Here is a 22,375-nt window from a genome sequence, read left to right on the forward strand (position 1 = left end):
CCTCAAAAACAGTAATCCAAGTTGATAAAAAAGCCCGCTTTAACTGCGAGCTTTCAGTCTTTGGCAGGCTTAGTTACCGGCTATCTTCATCTCATCGAGCAAGATTGCCCCGGTACGGATGCTGGAGCGCAAATCCCTGTCGCTGGAAACCGCCTGCATGGAGCGGTACATCTGCTTCAGGTTGCCGGCTATGGTGATCTCCTCGACCGGGAACTGGATTTCGCCATTCTCGACATAGAAGCCGGCGGCGCCGCGGGAATAGTCGCCGGTGACCATATTCACGCCCTGGCCCATCACCTCAGTGACTATGATCCCGCGGCTCATGGAACGCACCAACTCATCAAAACTGTGGCCGGTATCGGCCAGCGTCCAGTTATAGATGCCGCCGGCATGGCCGGTATTGACCAGTCCCAGCTTGCGCGCCGAGTAACTGGTCAGCAGATAACTCTCCAGTATGCCGTCACGGACTATGTCCCGCTCACGGGTCGCGACCCCTTCGCTGTCATAGTTGGCACTGGCCAGGGCACCTTTAAGATGCGGCTGCTCGGCAATGCTGAACCATTCGGGGAAAATCCGGGTGTGGATAGCATCCTGCAGAAAGCTGGACTTGCGATACAGGCTTGAGCCACTGATGGCGCTGACCAGATGCCCCACCAGACCTGTGGCCACTTCGGGCGCAAATAGCACGGACATTTTGCCGGTTGCCAGTTTGCGGGCACCGAGACGGGCAATCGTCTTATCGGCGGCCTTAATCCCCACCTGCTCCGGGCTCAACAAGGCGTCGAAGCGGCGGTTGATACCATAGTCATAGTCGCGCTGCATATCGCCGTTTTCTTCGGCGCCAATCACCACACAGCTCAGGCTGTAGCGCGAGCTGCAGTAACCCTGCAGGAAACCATGGCTGTTGCCATAGACCTTGACGCTGTTGTGGGCGTTGGCACTGGCACCATCCGAATTCTTGATCCTCGGGTCTCTGTCCAGCGCTGCAGCTTCGGCGCGAATGGCCAACTCGGCCAACTCTTCCGGGCTGGTGTGACGGGGATGATAGAGATCCAGATCGGGAAAATCTTTCGCCATCAACTCAGAGTCGGCCAACCCGCTGGCAGGGTCTTCACTGGTATAGCGGGCGATACCATCGGCGGCCTTAACCGCCTGGCGAATCGCCTCCGGCGACAGATCCGAAGTGGAAGAACTGCCCTTGTGTCCATCGCGATACAGGGTGATCCCCAGCGCGCCATCCTTGTTGAATTCGACGGTTTCCACCTCTTTGAGGCGAGTGGAAACACTCAGACCCTGTTGCTTGCTGATGGCCACCTCGGCAGCACTGGTGCCCAGGCTATTGGCATACTCCAGCGCCATTGCCACCGCGTCTTTCAACGCACTCAGTTCACTATCAATAAAATTTGCAGACACAGGTTTACTCTTGAATTGGCTAAACTGCCCCTAGCATAACAAAAGCCGGCTTTATTCACATAACCACGACAGATCAATTTTGCTGCCGTAGAAGACGAAGCGCCAAGGGGGATGCTACAATCAGCGCCAGTATCAGAGGAAAGACTTTATGAAAATAGTTGGCGATTCAGAGCATTTTAAACAGCCTTATGATGAGGACGAGGACTATATCAGCAAGACCTCGCTCAAACGCGACAGTGAAGAGGCTCAGGATCTGGGCAAACAGCTGGCAGCGCTGAGCAAGAGTCAGTTGGCCAAAATTGAGCTGGGTGAGTCCCTGTTTGATGCCATCATGCAAACCAAGAACATCAAGCCCAATACCGAGGCCTTCCGTCGTCAGTTGCAGTTTATCGGCAAGCTGATGCGCAACGAAGATCTCGAGGCGATTCAGACCTCGCTTGAGCGGGTACTGAACAAGAACAACGAAGCGGCCGCCAAGGCTCAGGTATTTGAGAAGTTGCGTGACCGTTTGCTCAGTGGTGGCGATGCCGAAGTGCAATCCCTGCTGGAGGAGCACCCGCAACTGGACAGACAAAAACTCAGGCAACTGGTGCGTCAGACCAACAAAGAGCTGGCCAAGGGGCCTCAGTCCAAGTCCTCTGCCGAGCTGTTCAAGTATTTGCGCAGTGAACTGGAAGACTGATTCAATCTTCCATACCGTAAAAACGCCGGCCTTGATGCTGGCGTTTTTTGTTGCCAAGACGTTATAATCCGGCGCGGATAACACGGAAAAGTAATACCCCACAGATATCGCATCCAATAAAGGACGGATTAATGCGTAAATTGACTCTTGCCTCACTGGCTTGTACCGGCGCACTGCTGGCAGGCTGTAGCTCAACCCCACAACCCATCATAGCCCAGGAAAAAACCGTCGAAGTGAAAGGCCAAACGCTGAAGCTCGGTGGACGCTATTTTTCCGATAAAAAGAAACTGGAACTGACAGTCAACGGTGACCCCATAATGCGCGGCACCTTCCCCCCATATACTCCAACCCAAAACCTGGGTGGTCGCTATAAAGAGATGGAGATCGACGGCAAGTGCTACTTCGGCTCCGTGCTCGGTAGTCAGGGCGGCGCCTTTGGCATTATTGCCAGCGCGGTGCAATCCTCAAAATCCAGCAACGGCGACAAGTGCGAAATCCTGGTTGACGGTAAAGCCGTCGAAAACCTCTATTTCTAACGCTCAACCCAGCTAGATGTGTCCGTGTTATCCCGCACCACATCTGTGAAATTGGCTGAAGCTGCGCCTAAGTCAAAAAGTCCCATGCCCCTGTTTCACCGGCTAATTTCATCATATTTCATGTAAAAACTTGTGAAATCTCAAGGCTGATCTGCTTTGGATCACAGATAGCGACAAGCCATTCCCTATAATCCCTCCGCCCTTTCCCAAGGGGTATAGCTTTTACATAAGCAATTAGAAAATAAGAATATTATCACGTAAAAAGGAACGCATTGCCATGACAGCAACCAGCTATCAGCCGGGAGAGATCCGCGGACTGATCCAGATAGATGCGCTCAAATGCAAAGGGTGTGACGCCTGCAAACAGTTCTGTCCCACCCATGCTATTGAGGGCGCATCCGGTGCCCCCCATAAGATTGATGAAGAGCGTTGCCTGAGCTGCGGCCAGTGTCTGATCAACTGCCCGTTCGGCGCCATTCATGAAACCCAGAGTGCCTTGGATACTGTGCTGACCAAGCTCAAGGATCCCGATACTCAGGTGGTCGGTATTCTGGCTCCGGCGGTACGGGTTGCCATAGGTGAAGCTTTCAACCTGCCCAAGGGGCAACTGCTGACCAACAAACTCTACGGCGCCATGCACCAGGCCGGATTCAGGATCTTCGACTGCAACTTCGCCGCCGACCTGACCATTATGGAAGAAGGCTCTGAGTTCATTCACAGGCTGCATGCCAATGTGCGCCAGGAGCCAGGCGCCGGCAAGCTGCCGCAATTCACCTCCTGCTGCCCGGGCTGGGTTCGCTTCCTGGAAAACGAATACCCCAGCCTGCTGCCACATCTTTCCACCGCCAAGTCGCCACAGCAGATGGCCGGGACTGTGGCCAAGACCTACGGCGCCAAGGTGTATGAGATGGCTCCGGAAAAGATCTTCACAGTGGCAGTTATGCCCTGCACCTCGAAAAAACTCGAGGCCTCGCGCCCTGAATTCAACTCTGCCTGGCGCTTCCATCAGCAACACGGCAGCGATTCCGCCCCTTACGCCGATGTGGATGCAGTGCTGACCACCCGCGAGATGGCCGAGCTGCTCAAGCGCCTCGATATCCATCTGCCGGATGTGGCCGAATACCAAGGCGACAGCCTGTTTGCCCAATATACAGGGGCCGGCACCATTTTCGGTAACACTGGCGGCGTGATGGAAGCCGCGGTGCGTACTGCGCACAAGGTGCTCACAGGTGAAGAACTGGCCAAGCTGGAACTGGCACCTGTGCGCGGTCTGGAAGGCGTCAAGGAAGCCGAACTCACCATTCATGACCAACAACTCAAACGAGATGTGCAGCTGAAAGTCGCCGTGGTGCACGACATGGGTCGCAATATCCGCCCCTTGCTGGAACAGGTGATGGCCGGCACGTCCCCCTACCACTTTATCGAAGTGATGAACTGCGCCGGTGGTTGCGTCAACGGTGGCGGTCAACCTATCAACGGCTCAGGCACATCCTGGGTTGCCCAACTGTAAGGAATTGCTCATGACAGACAAGTATCAATTTACCGAAGATGGTTTTCTGTTGTCACGGCGCCGTTTCATGGCCGTGGGCGCTGCGATTCTGGCGCTACTGGCCCTGCCTGTGGGCTGGCTCGGCAACCGTATCGCCAAGCGCAACGAATACATCAAGGCCAGGGCCGATGCCCTCTATATGGATGATGCCATTGCCAAGTACCGTGTCAGCCATGCCAACCCGGCCATTGCCCGCTATTACAGCGAATTTGGCGGTGAGCCGCTGGGGCATCTGTCGCACGAGTTGCTGCACACCCATTTTGTCGATCGCACTCAACTGAAATCCTAAGGAGTCGGCTATGCATCAGGACAATCGTCCCATTCTCAAGCACCCGCTGAATGTTCGGGTGTTCCACTACATCTTGCTGCTGAGCTTCCTGCCACTGGCGGCAACCGGGCTGTTGTTGTTCTTCAAACCCTTGAGCGACAGTGCCATGGGGCTGACCTATGACATTCATATTGTTGCCGGTGTCATCATGGCGCTGGATGCGGTGGCCTTCACCCTGATGGCATTCGACCGTGTCGTACTGTTCACCAACAGAGTATTCACCTTCGGTGGCAACGATGTGGGTTGGTTCAAGGTACTTGGCGGCTATCCACAGAAGTTTCTGTTGGGCAAGAAGGTCGCCGTGCCTCCTATGCGCAAGTACAACTCTGGACAGAAGCTGTTCGGGGTTTGTGTCCTGCTCGGTGGTACTGCACTGATCATTACAGGCTTGGCGCTGTGGCTGGTTCCCTATGCAATCCCACGCGATACCGCCTGGTTGCTGGGGATGATCCACCTGGGTTGTGGCCTGCTGCTGACGGCGTTTTTGCCCGTGCATCTGTTCCTGGCGGTTTATCGCTTCGACGATTTCAAGGCGATGATGCTGCACGGCAAGGTGCCCTACCATGACGCAGCCGAGTACACGCCACTATGGGTGCAGGAGGAGGTCGTTCCGGTTGCCGCCAAACGCGCCGAGTAACGCCATAAGTTCCATTTTCCAAGGAGCGCAGTTTGACTGCGCTCCTTATCTACAGGAGAGCCACTACAGATGTCAGGCCCTTTGATATCAGACCCGCTTGTATCGGGCCATACAGAAACGATTCAAGTCAAAGACTATAACCCCGCCGTAAATTTTATCGATGATGACGCCATCTGGGGCTTGCTCAATAACAACCGGCAACCCAGCCCGGATACCGTGCGCCAGGTGCTGGAAAAAGCCCGCCGCTTGCAGGGGCTGACGCTGGAGGAAGTGGCGGTTTTACTGCAAAACCAGGATGCCTCCCTGGACGAAGAGCTATTTGCCGTTGCCCGTAGCATCAAGGACGCCATCTATGGCAATCGCATAGTACTGTTCGCCCCCCTGTATGTTTCCAACTACTGCGCCAACGCCTGCAGCTATTGCGGCTTCAGCGCCGACAACCATGACCTGCCACGCAAGACCCTGAGCGAGCAGGAGCTGATCGCCGAGGTGGAAACCCTGGAAGATATGGGCCACAAAAGGATCCTAGCGGTCTACGGTGAACACCCGCGCAATAACGCCCGAGCCATAGTCGACTCCATCAAGACCATGTATAGCGTGCGCAAAGGCAAAGGCGGTGAGATCCGCCGCATCAATGTCAACTGCGCTCCCATGGACACAGAAGACTTCAAGCTGCTGAAGACGGCCGCCATAGGCACTTATCAGTGTTTTCAGGAAAGCTACCACAGAACGACCTACGAACAGGTGCACCTCAAAGGCCGCAAGAAAGACTTCCTCTATCGTCTCTACGCCATGCACAGAGCCATGGAAGCCGGTATCGACGATGTGGGCATTGGCGTGCTGTTCGGTCTCTATGACCACAGGTTCGAACTGCTGGCCATGCTCGCCCATGTACAGCAACTGGAACAGGATTGCGGCATAGGTCCACATACCATCTCCTTCCCGCGGATTGAGCCCGCCGATGGCTCCAGCCTGTCGGAGCGGCCACCCTATGTCGTCGATGACGCCACCTTTAAGCGCCTGGTGGCCATTAGCCGCCTGGCAGTGCCCTACACTGGGCTGATTATGAGCACCCGTGAAAGTGCCGAACTCAGACGTGAACTCCTGAGCCTGGGGGTATCACAGATCAGCGCCGGCTCACGTACCACCCCTGGTGGCTACAACCAGGAAGACGATGCGGCTCAATTCAGCCTGGGCGATCACCGCAGCATGGATGAAGTGGTATTGGATCTGGTCAAGCATAGCCATTCCATCCCCTCATTCTGCACCGGTTGTTACCGCAAGGGCCGCACCGGCGATCACTTTATCGGCCTGGCCAAGCAGCAGTTTATCGGCAAGTTCTGCCAACCCAACGCCCTGATCACCTTCAAGGAATACCTCAACGACTACGCCAGCGAGCAGACCCGCAAAGCCGGTGAGGCACTGATAGCCGCCGAGCTGGATAAACTCAGCCCCGCCAGAAGACGTAATATCAAGGCCTGCCTCACGCGCACAGATGCGGGCGAGAGGGACATCTATCTGTGAAAGGCAAGACTCTGGTACTGGCACCCGGATGCCGTCTCTATGCCGGGCTGCCAAAACAACAGCTGAAATCGGCATTGAGCCGTGCCCGGCGAGTGGCCCTGCATGCCGGCCACTATGCCAATTTCAGCGAAGGGGCGATAGATCAGTTGCTGCGGCAAAGACTGCAAAGCAGCCAGCTGTCGCAGCTGTTGATAGTGACACAAGAGTTACAAAGCGAAGCCGGGCTGGCGTTTGGCAAAATGTTGCGCCCGGAATCCACCGAGGCGGAAATCCTCGAGGAATACCGGGTGTCTCAGCATTGGAGCAATCAACTCGCCGCCTCCTGGCCCGAGCAGGTGACGGCGCTCAGCAGTAAACTGGCCGCCAGCGCGCCACTGTTATTGCTCGATGATCAACTGTTTGTCGGCCACTATGCCCATAGCCCACATCTGGCGCCTTTGGGATTGTGGCTCAAGTTGGACAGCCGCGAGCTGGGGCTGCCACCAGCGGGCCTATGGCAACGGATGCAAGGCCGCACCAAGGTCGCTGCCACGCCCTGGCAACAGGCCTTGTATCGCTACGCAGATGAGCTGGCGCAGGTGTTGAAACAGGCGGGATCCCAAGCATGAAACCGGCCGAAAATCTGGGTTCAGCAGAAATCAGAGCCTTGCTCTGCGGCGAAGCCGATGACTGGCTGTTTGCCCGCGCCGATGCGGTCAAGCGCCAGTACTTTGGCAAGGAGATCTGGCTCAGAGGCATAGTGGAGTTTTCCAGCTATTGCCGCTGTGACTGTCACTACTGTGGCCTGAGAGCCGCCAATCGCGACATTGAGCGTTACCGGCTCAGCCACCAGGAAATCATCGACTCGGCCCTCAAAGTAGATAAAGCCGGCATCGGCACCCTGGTGCTGCAATCCGGTGAAGACAGCCGCTTTCGCCAGGACGGCATAAGCCACATCCTCAGCACCATCAAACAGCAAACCCAGTTGGCCATCACGCTATCTTTGGGTGAACGCAGCCACAGTGAACTGGCGCTCTGGCGCGAAGCCGGCGCCGACCGCTATCTGTTGAAACTGGAAACCCTGGATGCCGAGCTCTATAGCCGCCTGCGCCCGGGAAGAGTGCTGGACAAACGCCTAAGGCTACTGGAAACCCTCAAGAGCCTGGGTTATGAGACCGGCAGTGGCATTATCTGTGGCCTGCCGGGCAGCAAGAGCGATGCCCTGGCTGACGCCCTGTTGGCGCTCTCAGCCATGGAACTGGAGATGTTGGCGGTTGGTCCCTTTGTCTGTCATCCACAAACCCCGCTGGCAAACACGGCCAACGGCAATGTGCTTGAGTGCCAGCGAGCCAGCGCCATACTCAGGCTACTCAATCCCGGTGCCAACATTCCTGCCACCAGCGCCCTGGATGCCTTGCAAAAAGGCGCCAGGCTCGAATCTCTGAGCCGCGGCTGCAATGTGCTTATGCCCTCGTTCACGCCACAGAAAGACAGCAGCAAATACCTTATTTACCCCGGCAAGAATGCCTCCGGCTGCCCGCTGGAGCAGCGTCTCGCCGATATCAGACTCAGCCTTAAAGCCCGCGGCTTGTATTGCTCTGCGGACAGAGGCAACGCCAGGAGACAAATTAATGTGTAATTCGGCCCCCAATGCTGCCCCCCGCGGGGTCAGACTGCACATAGTATTGTGTGGTCGTCGCAACGCCGGGAAGTCCTCCCTGCTCAATTACTTATCCAACCAACAGAGTGCCATAGTCTCTGAGACCAAGGGCACCACTACAGATGCGGTGCGCAAGCCCTTTGAACTGCATCCGGTCGGCCCCGCTACCCTGATAGATACCGCCGGACTGGACGATACCGGCGCCCTGGGGCTTCAGCGAATAGCCGCCAGTCGCCGGGCGCTGCAACAGGCCGATATCGCCGTCTATGTGCTGGATGAACAGGGGTTGGATGAGTTTGATCGCGACTGGCTGTTACTGCTGCAAAGCTGGCAGCTGCCGATCCTGGTGGTAGCGAACAAGCAAGATCTGGCCCCTTTGCCCACGGAGCATCAGCACTGGCTCAACGACCAAGGCATCAAGTTCTTATGCCTGTCGACCCAAGAGGCAAAACACCGGGAAGACTTGGTCGAGCAGCTGGTTCAACTGGTACCGGCGGATTTTCGTTGCGACCCCGTGCTGGCCGCCGACTGTTACCGCATAGGAGAACAACTGCTGCTGGTCGCCCCGATAGATTCGGCGGCCCCCAAGGGCAGATTGATTTTGCCTCAGGTGCAGGTTCTCAGAGAAGCGCTGGATAACGGTGCCATCGCCAGCATCTGCCGTGAGTCTGAGTTGGCCACGGCCTTGGCCGCCATGCCCACGCCACCGGCGCTGGTTGTGACCGATGCCCAGGCGGTGAGACAAGTGGCCGCTCAGGTACCCAACAGCATTCCTCTGACCACCTTCTCCACCCTGTTTGCCCGGGCCAAGGGCGATCTACCGGCGCAGCTGCAAGGCGCCGAGATGCTCGAAAGGCTCGAGGATGGCGATCGGGTACTGATCGCCGAGGCCTGTAGCCATGAGGTGCAGGATGAAGATATAGGCAGAGTGAAGATCCCGGCGGCCATCGTCAAATTGACCGGCAAACAGTTGCAGTTCAGCGTCTGTGCCGGTCATGACTTTCCGGCCGATTTGGAACACTACAAACTGGTAGTGCACTGCGGCGCCTGTATGTTGGGGCGGGCGGAGATGCAGCGGCGCATTCTCGAATGTCGCCGCCGCGGCGTCGCCATCACCAACTATGGACTGGTGTTGGCCAAGGCCAGTGGCGTGCTGGAAAGAGTCAGTGCGCCGCTGCTGCCAGCTGACGCCGACGCCAACTAACGCCCCAAACCGCCAGAGGGAAGAACAGCAACAATAGCCCCCACAGCTGTAACCATTTGGGGGCAATAACCGCCCAATCGGCTCCCATCTGGTTCAGCTGCAACATTCCCATAATCGCCGGCACAGCCGGGATCACCTGCGACAGCCATACCAAGGGCTCAGGGATCAATGCCAAGGGCCAGACAAAGCCACTGACAAACAGGATAGGCATGGATACCAGCAGCAGGATCTGAGTCGGCAACTCGCGCCGCACAAACAGACAGCTGAGCGCTACCCCGGCGCTGGCGGTGGTCAGCAGGAAAGGCAACATCAGCAACAATACCTGACCAAGACTCGCCTGCAGACTCACCTGATAGAAGTAATAACACCAGCCAATATAGAGCGCACTGAACAGGCAATAGAGCAAGCCGAAGGCCAACACCCGGGCACTGACCAGCATCAAGGGGCTGACCCGGTTCCAATAGCCCGGCTGGCGCCACTGACCGGCGCCGAGTATGCCTGTGCCTATCAACAAGGTCTGGTGCAAAATCAGCAGAAACAAGCCTGGCACCACATAGGGGGTATAACCCAAACCTTTATTGAATGCGGGCACGGCATTGAGTTTAATCGGCGCCAGACTCTGGGCCGCGGCCTCAGGGCTCTGGCCCGAGGCCAATAGTCCCTTGAGCTGGATCTGCTTGCCGGCATCCATACCGGCACTCACCAAACCTTCTACCACAGCGGAATAGATCAGGAAGTAACTGGCATCACCGCCGAAGCTCAAAGTCGCGCCCCGTCCCAGCAACAGATCGCGGCGAAAATCAAACGGGATCACCAATAAACCATGGGCGCGGCCATCGGTGACCCAGGCCTTGGCTTCGTCGATGGAGCCGACCCGACCGACGACCTGGATACGGGCACTGGCATCGGCGTGACGGATAAGCCGCCGTGACAGCGAAGAGTTATCGTGATCCACCACCACCAACTGCTGCTCTGTGGGCACCTGATGCAGATAAGGCAAGGGATAGAGCACCGCATAGAAGAGCACGCCGCCAAACAGGGTCAAAGAGATCGCCTTGTCACGCACCAAGGCGCGTAAATCCAGCCAGATCAACTGCCATAACGAGAGGGGCTTGGCTGTCATAACGTCTCCTCAAGCGGCAACTGCGACTGCAGCACCCTGGCATAACGACGGGCAAAGAACCAACTGGGGATCAACAGCAGCAGAAAGCCGAGATAACCCAGCGCCTGAGGCAGTAAGCTGGCCGGCCCGGCGCCATAGCTCACCAACGCAACATGAGACTCTATATAGTGGCTTGATGGCATCAACAAACGCCACCACTGCGCCAGCAGCGGCATTTCTCCGGTCGGGAAGGTAATGCCCATAAAGGCAAAGGCGGGTGCAAACAGCGCAGTGCAAAAGCTGATCACCCTGGCGCTGTCGGCCAGCATAAAGAAAATCCCCTGCACCCAGAGCCAGACCGCCATCAACATTAAGATCTGCATCGGCAGCAGCCACAGGAGTTGCCCGGCTATCGGCAGCCCCAGCAGTTGATACAACAGCACCAAAATAAAACCGCCGTGCAGCAGCATAAAGGCGCCGTTGACCACAAATTTACTCAAAAGCACTGAGGGCATACCCAGGCGGAAGCATTCGCCCAAGGTATCCTGGCGCAGCTCACGGTTGAGACTGCCGGCAAAGGCCAACATGGCCAGCAGTTGCCACAGAGCTATCAGCACAGGCGGCACCAGGAAGCCGACATAGTTGTTATTGCGGTTGAACAGCGCCGTGGTTTGGGTGCTTACAGGGCTGAGGTGCACCTCAACCTGGGACGGGTTGACGCCTGCCGCCAGTTGCTTGAGCCTGGCCACCTGCTGCAAACCATCGGCCAGGGTCAGTTGCAACTGACTGGCCAGCAGCTTGCCCACCAGCAAAAACTGGCCGTTGTAACGTAAATCTATGGTGGGAGTGTGCCCGGTCAGCAGTTCCTGCTTCAGACCATAGGGCAAGATGACCAAGGCATAGACCTCGCCGCGGCGCATCGCCTCGACCGCCTCGTCCAGCGCCAGATAACGCCTGGGGGCGATGACAGGATTAGCTTCAAGATGACGCCCCAGCTCACGACTGAGGCTGGAGTTGTCCTGATCCACCAGCGCCACCGGCAACTGCCTGGGCAACCCGGCGGAAAACAACCACCAAAGACAGAGCACACCGATAAGCGGCAGATAGCTTATCAGTGCCAGCTGCCAGGGATCGCGCCAGACAGCCTGCCACTCTCGCCGAAGCAACTTCTTCATAATCAAGACTTTTCAAGTAATACTGACATACCCACCCGCAGATCGGCCACCGGCTCCAGCGGCCTGAGCTCCACTTCAAAGGTACGCATATCAAAGTCGTGGCCACTCTCGGTCGCCCGCCAGGTGGCGAAGTCGCCCAGCACACTGATGTGGCTGACCTCAAACTCGACACTGCGTTGCAGCGCCGGCAGTGTCAGGGTCATACGCTCGCCCTTCTTGAACTGCTTGAGTTGATCCTCACGCACCTGAAACACGGCCCAGGCATCTGTCATATCCACCAAACTGACCACAGGGAAGCCACTGGGTGCCAGCTCGCCCACCTGCAACAGCACCTCGGTGATTTCACCGCCCTTGGGCGCGCGCATCTGGCTGTCGGCGAGTATGGCACTGACCTCTTTCACCGCACCTTCGGCCATCCGGGCATTACCGGCAGCGGCGGCCTTGGTTTCTTCCCGGGCGCCCTCTTCGGTCATTTGATACATGGCATAGGCGGCCTGCTCGGTATACTTGGCGGCCTGATATTGGGTAAAGGCTTCATCACGCTTTTGCCGGGCAAGTACGCCATCGCGGAACAGGTTTTCCACCCGGTCGAAGGTGGTCTTGGCCAGTTCACTGGCGGCCTTGGCCTTGAGCCATTGCTCGCGGGAGGCGGCCACCTGCTGCTTACGGGCACCGCTGTCGGCTTCCTGCTGCATCGCCTTGGCGGCATCGCGGCCACCCTCGGCCTGCATCAGCTTGGCATTGAGCTCGGGGCTGTCGATGGCAAACAGCAGATCCCCTTCACTGACACTGTCTCCGCGGCGCACCAACACCTGCTCTACCCGGCCCGGCACCTTGGAAGACACATTGTATTCCCTGGCCTCTATCTGCCCCTGCAACAGCTGTGGCTTGGGGGAGTAAGCCAGGATCAGCCCATATACCAGCGCCGCCACTATGGTTACCAGGGCCACTATGGCCACCAAAGGATTAACCCGCATCCTGTATCTCCTGCTTGTCACTGCGTCCGATAAATTCATCCAACTGGCCACTGACCGCCATCAAGCGGGCATAGGCCTGAACATAACGATATTGAGCCGCCAACTGCTTGGTGCGTACCGCACTGAGTTTGAGCTCGGCATCCACCCTGTCGATGGAGGTAGACAGCCCTTGATTGAAAGCCAGTTCCCGCAGCTTGAGGTTTTCCTCTGCCAGCGCCAGAGAACTGTTCAAGGCGTTAACCTCCTCTTCGGCCTGCAGCAGTTGGCGATAGCTCTGATCCACCAACAGACTGAGATCCTGACGGGTTTGTGCCTTGGTGTATCTGGCCTGCAGCAGGGCGCTCTTGGCCGCCTGCACCTTGCCACTGCGACCATCACGAGAAAGCAGCGGCACCTTGACCCCGACGCCTACCATCCAGTCGGGTTCGACCTTGGAAAACAGGCTGTCGTCTTCATAGAGGGTGTAGTTACCGTAGAGGAAAACCGTGGGGAAGTATTTTCCCTTTTCCATATCGACCAGGCCCTGAGCCTGGGTCTCTTTCGCCTCCAACAAGCGCAAGGCTGGATGCTGCTTCAGCGTCAGCTCAGTCAACTGCGGCAATGAAGGGGAGTTTGGCGCCATAAACAGCGGTGACTTGGTGGCGATATCAGTCTGGTGCAGCAGGCGTGACAAGGCTATCAGCGCCATCTCATGGCGGCGTTTGGCACTGCCGAGGTCGACCTTGGCCTGATCCAGTGCCACCTGGGCATTGAGGCGCTCGACTCTGGCGATCTGCCCCTGTTGTTCCAGTTTTTCAGCGTGGCTGTAATGCTTTTCCAGCGATGCCACCAGCTGAGCCTGGGTCTGCACCAAAGCCTGGGTCACAGTGACGGCATAGTATCTGTCTACCAGAGTGGTAAATAGCTCACGCCGCGCCAACTCCAGTTGCTGCTTCTTCTCAGCCACCTGAGCCGCCTGAATGCCTTGAGCGGCAGAGATCTGGCCACCGGTATAAATCGGCCACATCGCCTGTAAGCTGGCTCGGAACACATCCTGCTCGGTGAAAGGAGTCACAAACAGCGAGCCAGGCAAAGAACCAATAATGCCACCTATGGCTGGCGGCAGAGTGGCGGGATCCATAGAGGCGAGTGGATTGAGAGCGCGCAGATCCAGCTCTATCGGTTTTTCCAGCCTGGTATAGCTGCCGTTGATGTTGAGCGATGGCAGGTTAAGGTCGCGCCCGGCCTCTTGCTGCGCCTCGGCGCGGCTGACTTCCTGGCCTTCGGCGGCCAGCTTATCGCTCACCTCCAGCAACTGTTGCCAGGCCGAGGCAAAACTATAGTCTGCGGCAAGCGCAGGCTGAGCCGCCAGCGGCCACAACAGCAACCAGGCAAATTTGGTCAATTTCATCTACACCCCTAGAGTAAAAACTCTAATTCCTGAGCAAAAAGGATATCATCCTCGCTTGTCGGCCACCAGTTAACCTTGCTGCGCGGCGGCGCGAGGCCTCCAAGGCCTGTCGAAACCTGGGTAAAAAAACAGACAAGCCACTGGATCCTAGTCTTTTTTAAGCTGTATTGAAACTAAGGAAGGTGCAAACCTGCACCGAGGAATAGACACACATCCTAAACTCACGAATTTAGAATTACAGAATTGCACTGCACTTGGGCGTTGCCGAGAGCCTGTTGGCGCAAATAAAGTGGCCAGCGGCGAGTGGGCTTATGTGAGCCAAGGATGGTGAGCAGACCTTATCCGTGGATGAATTTGGATGCCAGCACCAAATGGTAGTGATTACCCGTGACCGCATAAGCTGTACTAGCATAAGCTGAACATTCATGCGGTTGCCCTGAGTCGAGGCTGTGCGAAACATCAAAAAGATTTGGCTGTCCTGCCTTTTTTCGGCTGTCCTGTATTTCGCTGTATTTTCCGTTTTTGTCCTGTCTTTTTCTAAAACAGTTGGCCAGCTTTCCGCTGAAAACTGACCACGCTTCTCAGACCTACTCAAGACTTGTCAGAGTCTTTAAATTATTTAGCATAATTGAACTTAAAAAGGTTTTTCTGATAGCTTACCCGTCCACCCCCAATCTTCTAAAAGTTCAACATAATCATCAATGTCAAATTGTTCATTCTCTAGTGGTGGGTACATATGTGAGTACCCATAACCAAGTTCGTTCAACTCTTTTCTTACTTGGGTAATATCAATATCTTTGCTAAAGATTAACATCCCCATTTTGGCACCAAATCCTTTAACCAAAAGTAGCGACTCGATTACTTCCCCTGAATCCAATGTGACCTTATGTCCAATATCAATGTCCAAATTTAGTTCACTAGATACTTTTATCCAAAAATCAAGCAGTTTCTTATACATACTAAGCCTTTAATCTTCGATTTTCTTTTCTGGTATATGGTTTACTGGGCCAACGTGACCATGAGGCTCACTCCCATTAGCCCTATCTGGATGAGTTTCCAGTCCCCTGACTTGATTTGATGGGAAGGGGTCTGATAGCTCAGCATTTAATTCGGCATATGCATCCATATCACCTTGCGTCACACCACCATTCTTCTTGTCCATTTTAGCCATCTCCACAAGAGCTTGTTTTTCTTTGCTAAAAACTTTACTCCTTATGGAAACCGTTTCGCCTTTCCCCGGCAACGGACACGGCATCGCGAAAATGTAGCAGTATTCGGAGCTAATGAAATGGACACCTCCCCACAAAGACTTCAGTGAGCCATGCTGTAAGTGCAAACCAACAGCAATATGAAGAGGTGTCCCATGGAACAAATTATCGGAATTGATCTGGCAAAGCGAGTTTTTCAGGTGAATATCGTATCTGCGCAGGGTGAGAAGAAAGCGAATAAAATGATCACCCGTGAAAAATTGACGGCGTTTATTGTTCAGCAGCCTCCGTCCCGTATTGTGATGGAAGCGTGCGGCAGTGCAAATTACTGGTCACGCCAGTTCAGGCAATACGGACATGAAGTTAAACAAATCAGTCCACAGTATGTTGCCCCCTTCAGAATGGGCAGTAAAAATGACAAAAATGATGCAGCTGCAATTGTCGAAGCTGACAGTCGCCCGGGTATGCGCTATGTGCCGGAGAAGTCTATTGAACAGCAGGATATTCAGTGTCTGCACCGGGTTCGCCAGCGGCTGATGAAAAACAAAACCGCGCTGATTAACCAGATACGGGGGCTAGGCCTGGAATACGGTATCGCCATACCGGAAGGGGCTCATAAAATTATGGCCCACCTGCCTGAGCACCTGGAGGATGCAGAAAATGAGCTCACCACGCTCAGCCGGGAGCTGTTCCATGAGATGTTGCAGGAACTTCAGGACAATCAGCAGCGGATTAAAACTCTGGATCTGCGCCTTGCGCTTATCAGCCAGCAAAATGAGGATACCCTCAGACTGAAAAGCATACCTGGTATCGGGCCATTAGGGGCTTCAGCCTTGACGGTAGCTCTGGGCGACAGCGCTGATTTTCAGAATGGCCGGCATTTTGCCAGCTATCTGGGGCTGGTTCCGAAGGAGCACAGCAGTGGTGGTAAAGTCAGACTACTCGGGATAACAAAACGCGGAGATGGTTATCTGCGAGGACTGCTTATTCATGGCGCCCGCTCAGTGGTTTACCGGGTCATCAACCTTCCGGAAGAACGATGTGGAGGTCTCCAGCGGTGGCTGAAAGGTATTATTGCCCGAAGTGGCGTAAACAAAGCTGTAGTGGCGCTGGCTAACAAAAATGCCCGAATAGCGTGGGCGCTAATAAACCAAAAAAACAGAGTATATCGTTAAGTAACTAACTGATTTTAATAAGTCCAAAGAGTTGATGTGCTGACAGGTAGAACCGACTCTCTGTGAACCTGACAAATAGCTGGGCTGCTAAAAGCCATGGCACTAATGAGGACAGAGAGTACGGATGTTCATCAGGGCTCACGAAGCCGGATATATGTGTGTGGCTACTTTGTCAGAAAGAGACCTGCCGGTGCTTGCATCGGAGAGGTGTCCATATAAGCTATTTAGTCAAGCCTGTGCGAAACATCAAAAAGATCTGGCTGTCCTGTCTTTTTCCTGTCTTTTTCTGGTTATTAGTCCAACAGCAGTTTAAATTCTATAAACTTAGATATATTAGGATAGTGCTCGTTTAATTTCTTTTTGAACTGCATTTTTACAGAAAGAAAAAGCTCAATAAATCTAGCCCAATCATAGGCAACAATCTTATTTTGGCGTGCCATTGATACGAATAATTCACTTTCACTGCGTGAAAAAGATAGGGATTCGCCAGAGAGTTGAAGACTAAGACATTCCTCAAAGAAACGCTGACCAAGCCTTCGCCTCAACATTATGTCTACTTCAACTATAAACTCTAACAAGTAGATGTTAATATAAAAGTCACTGTCTTCACCTTCAAAGAGGATCGTCCCTTCAGTGTAAAACGCTAGCTCATCCCCATAGCAATCAAAATCAGGCTCAGTGCTCCAACTTTTAGCATCAAAATCCTCATAGAATGAATCAATAATCATTTTGAAGCCTCCACTTGCTCTCTCATTTTAACTGCATCATTTGACTTAAACGAGCCATCATCAGGCGCAATTGTAGTTACAACCTCGACATTTTGAATATTTACATTGTTTGGGCCAGCCTCGATTCCAGCCTCTGAAAGCATACTGACTACCTCCGACTTAAGGGCGTTATCACTTAATAAACGAAACTCTTTTGTTGCCACACTTACCTTCGTCTCGCCATTTTCACCTACTGACAGGAAAATATACAGGAATATACAGCAGGAATATACAGGACATCCTAAACACTTTCTGAGCAGCAAGGAAGGTCGTTGCAGGGGGCAGTCTCTGATAAATAACGACAGTTTTTTGGAAATGAGACTCTCTGAGACGCTCACTTTCGAAGATTTATGCAGAATTGCAGTTGCCAGGCATGCTTTCGGCAGGCTTAAGCCTGTTGCTGCAAAATCACCAAGGGTTTAGGGTTAATGGGGGTGTATTGCTTTGCTTTGTTGCTTACCCCGGCACCATTTACCGCCACATTTGGCCTTCATGGCACACATTGCATCCCATCGGCCACTCATGCCACTGTACTGACGGCGAAACTCCTTGGCGGAAGTTATCCAGGCATCGTCACTGATACCAAGCTCAAGCAGCAGTTTGGGCCTGGAAGAGGCAATAAAGCCACGCTTGTCTTCCCGCACCGCCCGGCCTGTCCAATCAATCAGCTCCAGATAGTCGGCAAAGTGAAATGGAATGCCGCTTTGTTCGGCGGCAGTGGTTGCACCATCAAATTGCAGCAGTGGCTTAAGTGAAGTGTTGGCAGATGCAGGCTCAGCAACTTCTTCTATGCGCTCCTGAATGGAGGTGTAGTCAGAAGTTTGCAGCGAATCTGCAATACCTGCGCGAATAGGATTTAAATCCACATACATCATGCAGGCCAGCAGCGCCTGTTCATCGAGCAGCGCCTGCGACTTAAAGCGTCCTTCCCAGAATACGCCCTTGCAGCCATCTTCTCGATTGGCCTTGCGGGCGATATCTTCGTTTAAACAGCGCATAAACCAACTGATACTGCCAAGGCGTTCCTGCCAATCGCTAGTCAGCGTATCCAACAGTATTCGCTCGCCTTCCGAGAGACTATCGCCCTTGAGGAACTTTGCCGCCACAGGATTGCCACTAAAGAGCCCGGTCCAACGCTCAATGACTTCAAATGGCGACAACGATTGTTGCGCTGCAAGGTCGATTTTGAGCACCAAATGGTAGTGATTACTCATAACCGCATAAGCGCAAACGTCGATGCAGAATATTGACGACAACTGCCTGATTTTATCCACTATCCAGCCACGTCTATGCTCGTAACTGCGCCCCGACAGTGCATCTTCACCACACAAAAATGCCCTTCTCACGCAACGGTTAATCACGTGGTAAAAGGGCGTACTTTCAGCATCTATCAACTGGCGACGGGCGGTGGTCATAACCAACCTCGACTGAGCTTTGATGGGTATTTCAAAGCCTAGTCAAGCCTGGGCGAAACATCAAAAAGATATGGCTGTCCTGTCTTCCTTGTGGGCGAAACATCAAAAAGATATGGCTGTCCTGTCTTCCTTGGCTGTCCTGTCTTCCTTGGTCTTCTTCTCTGTTTAGTCGAGGGTGTGTGAAACATCAAAAAGATCTGGCTGTCTTGTCTTTCTTTACCAGCGGCTCAATTAACAGCACAAACCCTGATGGAACCTGCTTATCTGGGATTGATTTGATCTACAAGGCCATTGCTGCACCCAAGGGGGGAGCTAAGATTTAGGGCCGAGCCCCTGTTGGTTGGAAACCATAAACAGTCGAGATGAGTAATGATATGTTAACAGAGCAACAACACAAATTTATTCTGAGTGAAGTATCACAACCCGTGATTACCATTGCCCGCGAGGTCGATTTTGCCGAGCGCTATGCCTCCATGTTGGTGCGCTTTCCTAAACTCCCTGGCGATTTTAATCCTAAGGTGCCGACGGAGCGTCGACAGGCATTGGTTGCCCAGTTCCCTTACCCGATTCGCTTTTACAAAAGCGAGGGGGGATATTACAAGCTAAATGCCAAAAAGTTCGCCTACCCCCATATGAGGCTTATGATGGAGATGCTGCAGTGGGTAGTGTTCAACTTTGACTTGTGGCGTGAAGATAAGCGAATTGGTGGCGGCACTTATCAACAGATTGCCGTGGCGGAGCGGTTAGCGCGAGGTGAAAAGATAGATTGGGATAAAGACTGGCGTACACAACACCAGCCATGGTGCTATAACGAAACACAATTACAAACTGTGCTAACAGAAAGTTTTGCGCTATTTGATGACCTTTGCAAACAATTACCGGATTAGTCATTTGATGCGGGTTAACTGTTTGCTGGCAAGCTGATTGGCATTGATTGGTTTAAGTCTAACGGGCTGCACCTTATTACCATACCAGGCTTCTGATGGTGTTAAACCCGGCTATCATGATATGCCATTACCCGGAGGTTGTATTGAGAAAGATTTGACTGTCCTGTCTTTTGCCCCGAGAGTGCATCTTCACCACACAAAAATGCCCTTCTAACGCAACGGTTAATCACGTGGTAAAAGGGCGTACTTTCAGCGTCTATCAACTGACGACGGGCTGTGGTCATGGCCAACCTCGACTGAGCTTTGATGGGTATTCAAAACCTAGTCTAGGCTGTGTGAAACATCAAAAAGATATGGCTGTCCTATCTTTTCGCTATCTTTTCGATGGGCAGAGAAAAGAACCTACTAACGGTTCTTCCACAACCTCACACTCTAGCGTTCCATTTACGGAGAGTTTAAGCTGGTTCAAAGGTGTACAACATTCATTTTCAGGCGCTATGGAGTTTTCGACTTGGTACTTAAAAATGTTGTCGCTATCTTGCGTATAAGTAAACTCACATCCCGAAAATTCACCATTATTGCTATCGTCAAGAACCATACAATAACGTGTAACTACCTGAAATCTGTCTTCAAGCTCGGTAAAAGTTTGAGAGACAATATCAACATGCCCCTCGTAGCATTCGAATATGGTCTCTATAAATTCACGTTCGTTCAAAAAAGAACCACTCATATTTATTGGTCGAAAATAAATATAGGGGCGGCAAAGGACACTATTATTGTAGCGAAAGACAACGCTAAGCTCGTCTTCCCCTATGTATTCGTAATCATTTTTATTCAAAGTTATATGCTGCGTAAAGTACGCTAATTTGAGCATTGTATCTTTCACTATCTAATACCTTTACTTAGAGCTAACAACGGCTTCAGGAGAATTTTCACATAACGCCCTGTTCTAAGGAATCCCCAGATAATTCCCTTTTTATTCAATTCAGTCACAATATACAGGGCATCCTAAACACTTTCTGAGCTGCAAGAAAGCCCGCTGCAAGGTGTCAGTCTCTGATAAATAACGACGGATTTTTGGAAATGAGACTCTCTGAGACGCTCACTTTCGGAGGTTCATGCAGAATTGTCCTTGCCAGGCCTGCCTGCGGCAGGCTTAAGCCTGTTTCTGCAAAGATCACAAACGATTTAGATTAATAGGGATGCATTTGCTCCAAGACTTTCTGCCGCCACAGCGGCTATCACTTTGCCAAGAGCAATGCAGGAACCAGCGCTAAATTCAGCTGCCGAATCAGGGATTCGGCAGCATTTCTCAGGCTGTACCACCGACCGTCAGACGGTCCAGTTTAAGCGTTGGCTGCCCAACCCCGACCGGGACACTCTGGCCGTCTTTACCGCAGACGCCGACGCCTTTGTCGAGTTCAAGATCTGTGCCCACCATGGAGATCTGCCCCATGGCTTCCGGGCCGTTGCCTATCAGGGTCGCGCCCTTCACCGGACTGGTGATCTCGCCGTTTTCAATCAGGTAGGCTTCAGAGGCCGAGAACACAAACTTACCCGAGGTGATATCCACCTGACCGCCACCGAAGTTGGGGGCGTAGAGGCCTTTTTTCACCGACTTGATAATATCGGCGGGCGCCGACTCACCGGCCAGCATATAGGTGTTGGTCATCCGCGGCATAGGCAAGTGAGCGTATGATTCGCGGCGGCCATTCCCGGTGGGCTTTTGCCCCATCAGGCGGGCATTGAGTTTGTCCTGCATATAACCCTTGAGAATGCCGTTCTCAATCAACACTGTCTTGTGCGCCGGGGTACCTTCATCATCTATGGTCAGCGAGCCACGGCGGTTTTCCAGCGTGCCATCGTCCACCACAGTGACCAACTTGGAGGCCACCTGCTGGCCAATCTTACCGCTGAAGGCGCTGCTGCCCTTACGGTTGAAGTCACCTTCCAGGCCGTGGCCAACCGCTTCATGCAACAAGACTCCAGGCCAACCAGCGCCCAGTACCACAGGCATTTCACCGGCAGGGGCGTCTATCGCCTGCAGGTTGACCTGTGCCTGACGCACGGCCTCGCGGGCAAAGGCAAAACACATGGGCAAGCCGTCATCAGCGGCAGCCATCAGGGTTTGATAGTGGTGACGACCACCGCCACCGGCACCGCCCCGTTCACGGCGACCGTTTTCTTCGAGGATCACAGAGCAGTTGAAGCGTACCAGCGGCCGGATATCCGCCGCCAGAGTACCATCGCTGGCAGCTACCAGTATCTCTTCATGCACTCCGGCCAAGCTGACCACCACTTGAATGATGCGACTATCCAGGCTGCGGATATAGGCATCCGCTTCCTTGAGCAGGGCAATTTTACGGCCCTCTTCCAGTGCCGCTATCGGATCTTCACTCAGATACAGCGCCTTGGCGCCGCGGCGCTTCCAGGCCTGAGTTTGATAGCTGCCCCCAGTCTGGGCTATGCCTCTGGCGGCATCGGCGGCGGCGGCCAAGGCCTTGGGGGTTATCTCATCGGCGTAGGCGAAACCTGTCTTTTCACCACTGATGGCTCGGACACCGACACCGCGCTCAATATGAAAACTGCCTTCCTTGACTATGCCATCTTCCAGCACCCAGGTTTCATGACGGCTGCCCTGAAAATAGAGATCGGAAAAATCCACCTGGTGTTGGTGGATTCGCTCCAGGTAAGTTTGCAGATCGTCGAGGTGCAGTCCCTCTTGCAGTAAACTCTGTCCCACTTGGGTTAAAAATGGCATTGGGTC

At 53.8% G+C, this 22,375-nt stretch carries 23 protein-coding genes and 1 pseudogene; 11 read left to right on the forward strand and 13 right to left on the reverse strand.

All coding sequences use genetic code 11. The annotated features are described in order from the left end of the window. Nucleotides 1–69: 69 nt before the first annotated feature. On the reverse strand, nt 70–1,413 hold the full coding sequence (pmbA, locus tag E1N14_RS19090) for a metalloprotease PmbA (protein ID WP_082813136.1): 1,344 nt from the start codon (nt 1,411–1,413) through the stop codon (nt 70–72). A 148-nt stretch (nt 1,414–1,561) separates the two neighbouring features. Here pmbA and yjgA point away from each other — a divergent pair, with 148 nt between their 5' ends. From yjgA to hydF, 9 genes are all read left to right on the forward strand, one after another. Beyond that, nucleotides 1,562–2,095 carry a ribosome biogenesis factor YjgA gene (gene yjgA, locus E1N14_RS19095; protein ID WP_025010219.1) on the forward strand — a complete coding sequence of 178 codons (534 nt, stop codon included), beginning with the start codon at nt 1,562–1,564 and terminating at the stop codon, nt 2,093–2,095. 131 nt (nt 2,096–2,226) lie between these two features. Then, on the forward strand, nt 2,227–2,631 hold the full coding sequence (locus E1N14_RS19100; RefSeq protein WP_025010220.1) for a putative periplasmic lipoprotein: 405 nt from the start codon (nt 2,227–2,229) through the stop codon (nt 2,629–2,631). Nucleotides 2,632–2,908: 277 nt separating this feature from the next. Continuing rightward, the gene (locus E1N14_RS19105; RefSeq protein WP_028781324.1) at nt 2,909–4,141 is read left to right on the forward strand and encodes a [FeFe] hydrogenase, group A; all 1,233 of its coding nucleotides are present in this window, start codon (nt 2,909–2,911) and stop codon (nt 4,139–4,141) included. Nucleotides 4,142–4,151: 10 nt separating this feature from the next. Continuing rightward, the gene (locus tag E1N14_RS19110) at nt 4,152–4,469 is read left to right on the forward strand and encodes an iron hydrogenase small subunit (protein ID WP_025010221.1); all 318 of its coding nucleotides are present in this window, start codon (nt 4,152–4,154) and stop codon (nt 4,467–4,469) included. A 10-nt stretch (nt 4,470–4,479) separates the two neighbouring features. Then, entirely contained in the window at nt 4,480–5,145 is a 666-nt protein-coding gene (locus E1N14_RS19115) for a cytochrome b/b6 domain-containing protein (RefSeq protein WP_025010222.1), read from the forward strand. A gap of 69 nt (nt 5,146–5,214) precedes the next feature. After that, complete coding sequence (gene hydG / locus E1N14_RS19120; protein WP_025010223.1) at nt 5,215–6,669, forward strand: [FeFe] hydrogenase H-cluster radical SAM maturase HydG; 1,455 nt, start codon at nt 5,215–5,217, stop codon at nt 6,667–6,669. Beyond that, nucleotides 6,666–7,277: a hypothetical protein gene (locus E1N14_RS19125; RefSeq protein WP_025010224.1), complete on the forward strand. Its 612-nt coding sequence runs from the start codon at nt 6,666–6,668 to the stop codon at nt 7,275–7,277. Before hydG ends, E1N14_RS19125 begins: the two co-directional genes overlap by 4 nt. Continuing rightward, nucleotides 7,274–8,287, forward strand: a complete 1,014-nt coding sequence (hydE, locus tag E1N14_RS19130; protein ID WP_025010225.1) for a [FeFe] hydrogenase H-cluster radical SAM maturase HydE — start codon at nt 7,274–7,276, stop codon at nt 8,285–8,287. The genes E1N14_RS19125 and hydE overlap by 4 nt, the downstream gene beginning before the upstream one ends. Continuing rightward, nucleotides 8,280–9,512 (forward strand): [FeFe] hydrogenase H-cluster maturation GTPase HydF, encoded by a 1,233-nt coding sequence (gene hydF, locus E1N14_RS19135; protein ID WP_025010226.1) that lies wholly within the window; start codon nt 8,280–8,282, stop codon nt 9,510–9,512. The genes hydE and hydF overlap by 8 nt, the downstream gene beginning before the upstream one ends. Here hydF and E1N14_RS19140 read toward each other — a convergent pair. From E1N14_RS19140 to E1N14_RS19165, 6 genes are all read right to left on the reverse strand, one after another. Further along, the gene (locus tag E1N14_RS19140; protein ID WP_062793877.1) at nt 9,472–10,635 is read right to left on the reverse strand and encodes an ABC transporter permease; all 1,164 of its coding nucleotides are present in this window, start codon (nt 10,633–10,635) and stop codon (nt 9,472–9,474) included. The genes hydF and E1N14_RS19140 overlap by 41 nt on opposite strands. Next, entirely contained in the window at nt 10,632–11,789 is a 1,158-nt protein-coding gene (locus E1N14_RS19145; RefSeq protein ID WP_062793876.1) for an ABC transporter permease, read from the reverse strand. The genes E1N14_RS19140 and E1N14_RS19145 overlap by 4 nt, the downstream gene beginning before the upstream one ends. Before the next feature lie 2 nt (nt 11,790–11,791). Then, nucleotides 11,792–12,766: an HlyD family secretion protein gene (locus E1N14_RS19150; RefSeq protein WP_028781331.1), complete on the reverse strand. Its 975-nt coding sequence runs from the start codon at nt 12,764–12,766 to the stop codon at nt 11,792–11,794. Next, complete coding sequence (locus E1N14_RS19155; protein ID WP_025010227.1) at nt 12,756–14,156, reverse strand: TolC family protein; 1,401 nt, start codon at nt 14,154–14,156, stop codon at nt 12,756–12,758. Before E1N14_RS19155 ends, E1N14_RS19150 begins: the two co-directional genes overlap by 11 nt. 634 nt (nt 14,157–14,790) lie before the next feature. Then, complete coding sequence (locus E1N14_RS19160) at nt 14,791–15,114, reverse strand: hypothetical protein (RefSeq protein WP_025010228.1); 324 nt, start codon at nt 15,112–15,114, stop codon at nt 14,791–14,793. Between the two features lie 9 nt (nt 15,115–15,123). After that, nucleotides 15,124–15,318, reverse strand: a complete 195-nt coding sequence (locus E1N14_RS19165) for a hypothetical protein (protein WP_144161401.1) — start codon at nt 15,316–15,318, stop codon at nt 15,124–15,126. A gap of 201 nt (nt 15,319–15,519) precedes the next feature. Here E1N14_RS19165 and E1N14_RS19170 point away from each other — a divergent pair, with 201 nt between their 5' ends. Next, on the forward strand, nt 15,520–16,539 hold the full coding sequence (locus E1N14_RS19170) for an IS110 family RNA-guided transposase (RefSeq protein ID WP_062794031.1): 1,020 nt from the start codon (nt 15,520–15,522) through the stop codon (nt 16,537–16,539). A gap of 293 nt (nt 16,540–16,832) precedes the next feature. Here E1N14_RS19170 and E1N14_RS19175 read toward each other — a convergent pair whose 3' ends face one another. The 3 genes from E1N14_RS19175 to E1N14_RS19185 all read right to left on the reverse strand — a co-directional run bounded on the left by E1N14_RS19175 (nt 16,833) and on the right by E1N14_RS19185 (nt 18,721). Then, nucleotides 16,833–17,267 (reverse strand): hypothetical protein, encoded by a 435-nt coding sequence (locus E1N14_RS19175; protein ID WP_025012165.1) that lies wholly within the window; start codon nt 17,265–17,267, stop codon nt 16,833–16,835. Then, nucleotides 17,264–17,470, reverse strand: coding sequence for a hypothetical protein (locus tag E1N14_RS19180; protein WP_025012166.1), 207 nt, complete (start codon nt 17,468–17,470; stop codon nt 17,264–17,266). Before E1N14_RS19180 ends, E1N14_RS19175 begins: the two co-directional genes overlap by 4 nt. Nucleotides 17,471–17,731: 261 nt before the next feature. Continuing rightward, entirely contained in the window at nt 17,732–18,721 is a 990-nt protein-coding gene (locus E1N14_RS19185; RefSeq protein ID WP_152134836.1) for a transposase, read from the reverse strand. 362 nt (nt 18,722–19,083) lie between these two features. Here E1N14_RS19185 and E1N14_RS19190 point away from each other — a divergent pair, with 362 nt between their 5' ends. Next, nucleotides 19,084–19,608, forward strand: a complete 525-nt coding sequence (locus E1N14_RS19190) for a hypothetical protein (RefSeq protein ID WP_025011860.1) — start codon at nt 19,084–19,086, stop codon at nt 19,606–19,608. Between the two features lie 170 nt (nt 19,609–19,778). On the opposite strand, the pseudogene E1N14_RS19195 reads toward E1N14_RS19190, so the two are convergent. The 3 genes and pseudogenes from E1N14_RS19195 to tldD form a co-directional block, all read right to left on the reverse strand. After that, a pseudogene (locus tag E1N14_RS19195) lies at nt 19,779–19,892 on the reverse strand (alpha-amylase family glycosyl hydrolase); the annotation flags it as partial. An 89-nt stretch (nt 19,893–19,981) separates the two neighbouring features. After that, nucleotides 19,982–20,494, reverse strand: a complete 513-nt coding sequence (locus tag E1N14_RS19200) for a hypothetical protein (RefSeq protein ID WP_206192029.1) — start codon at nt 20,492–20,494, stop codon at nt 19,982–19,984. A gap of 426 nt (nt 20,495–20,920) precedes the next feature. After that, nucleotides 20,921–22,369, reverse strand: a complete 1,449-nt coding sequence (gene tldD / locus E1N14_RS19205; RefSeq protein WP_028781336.1) for a metalloprotease TldD — start codon at nt 22,367–22,369, stop codon at nt 20,921–20,923. Between the last annotated feature and the right edge of the window lie 6 nt (nt 22,370–22,375).

Source organism: Shewanella algae (assembly GCF_009183365.2).
In the GTDB taxonomy this organism is placed as follows: domain Bacteria; phylum Pseudomonadota; class Gammaproteobacteria; order Enterobacterales; family Shewanellaceae; genus Shewanella; species Shewanella algae.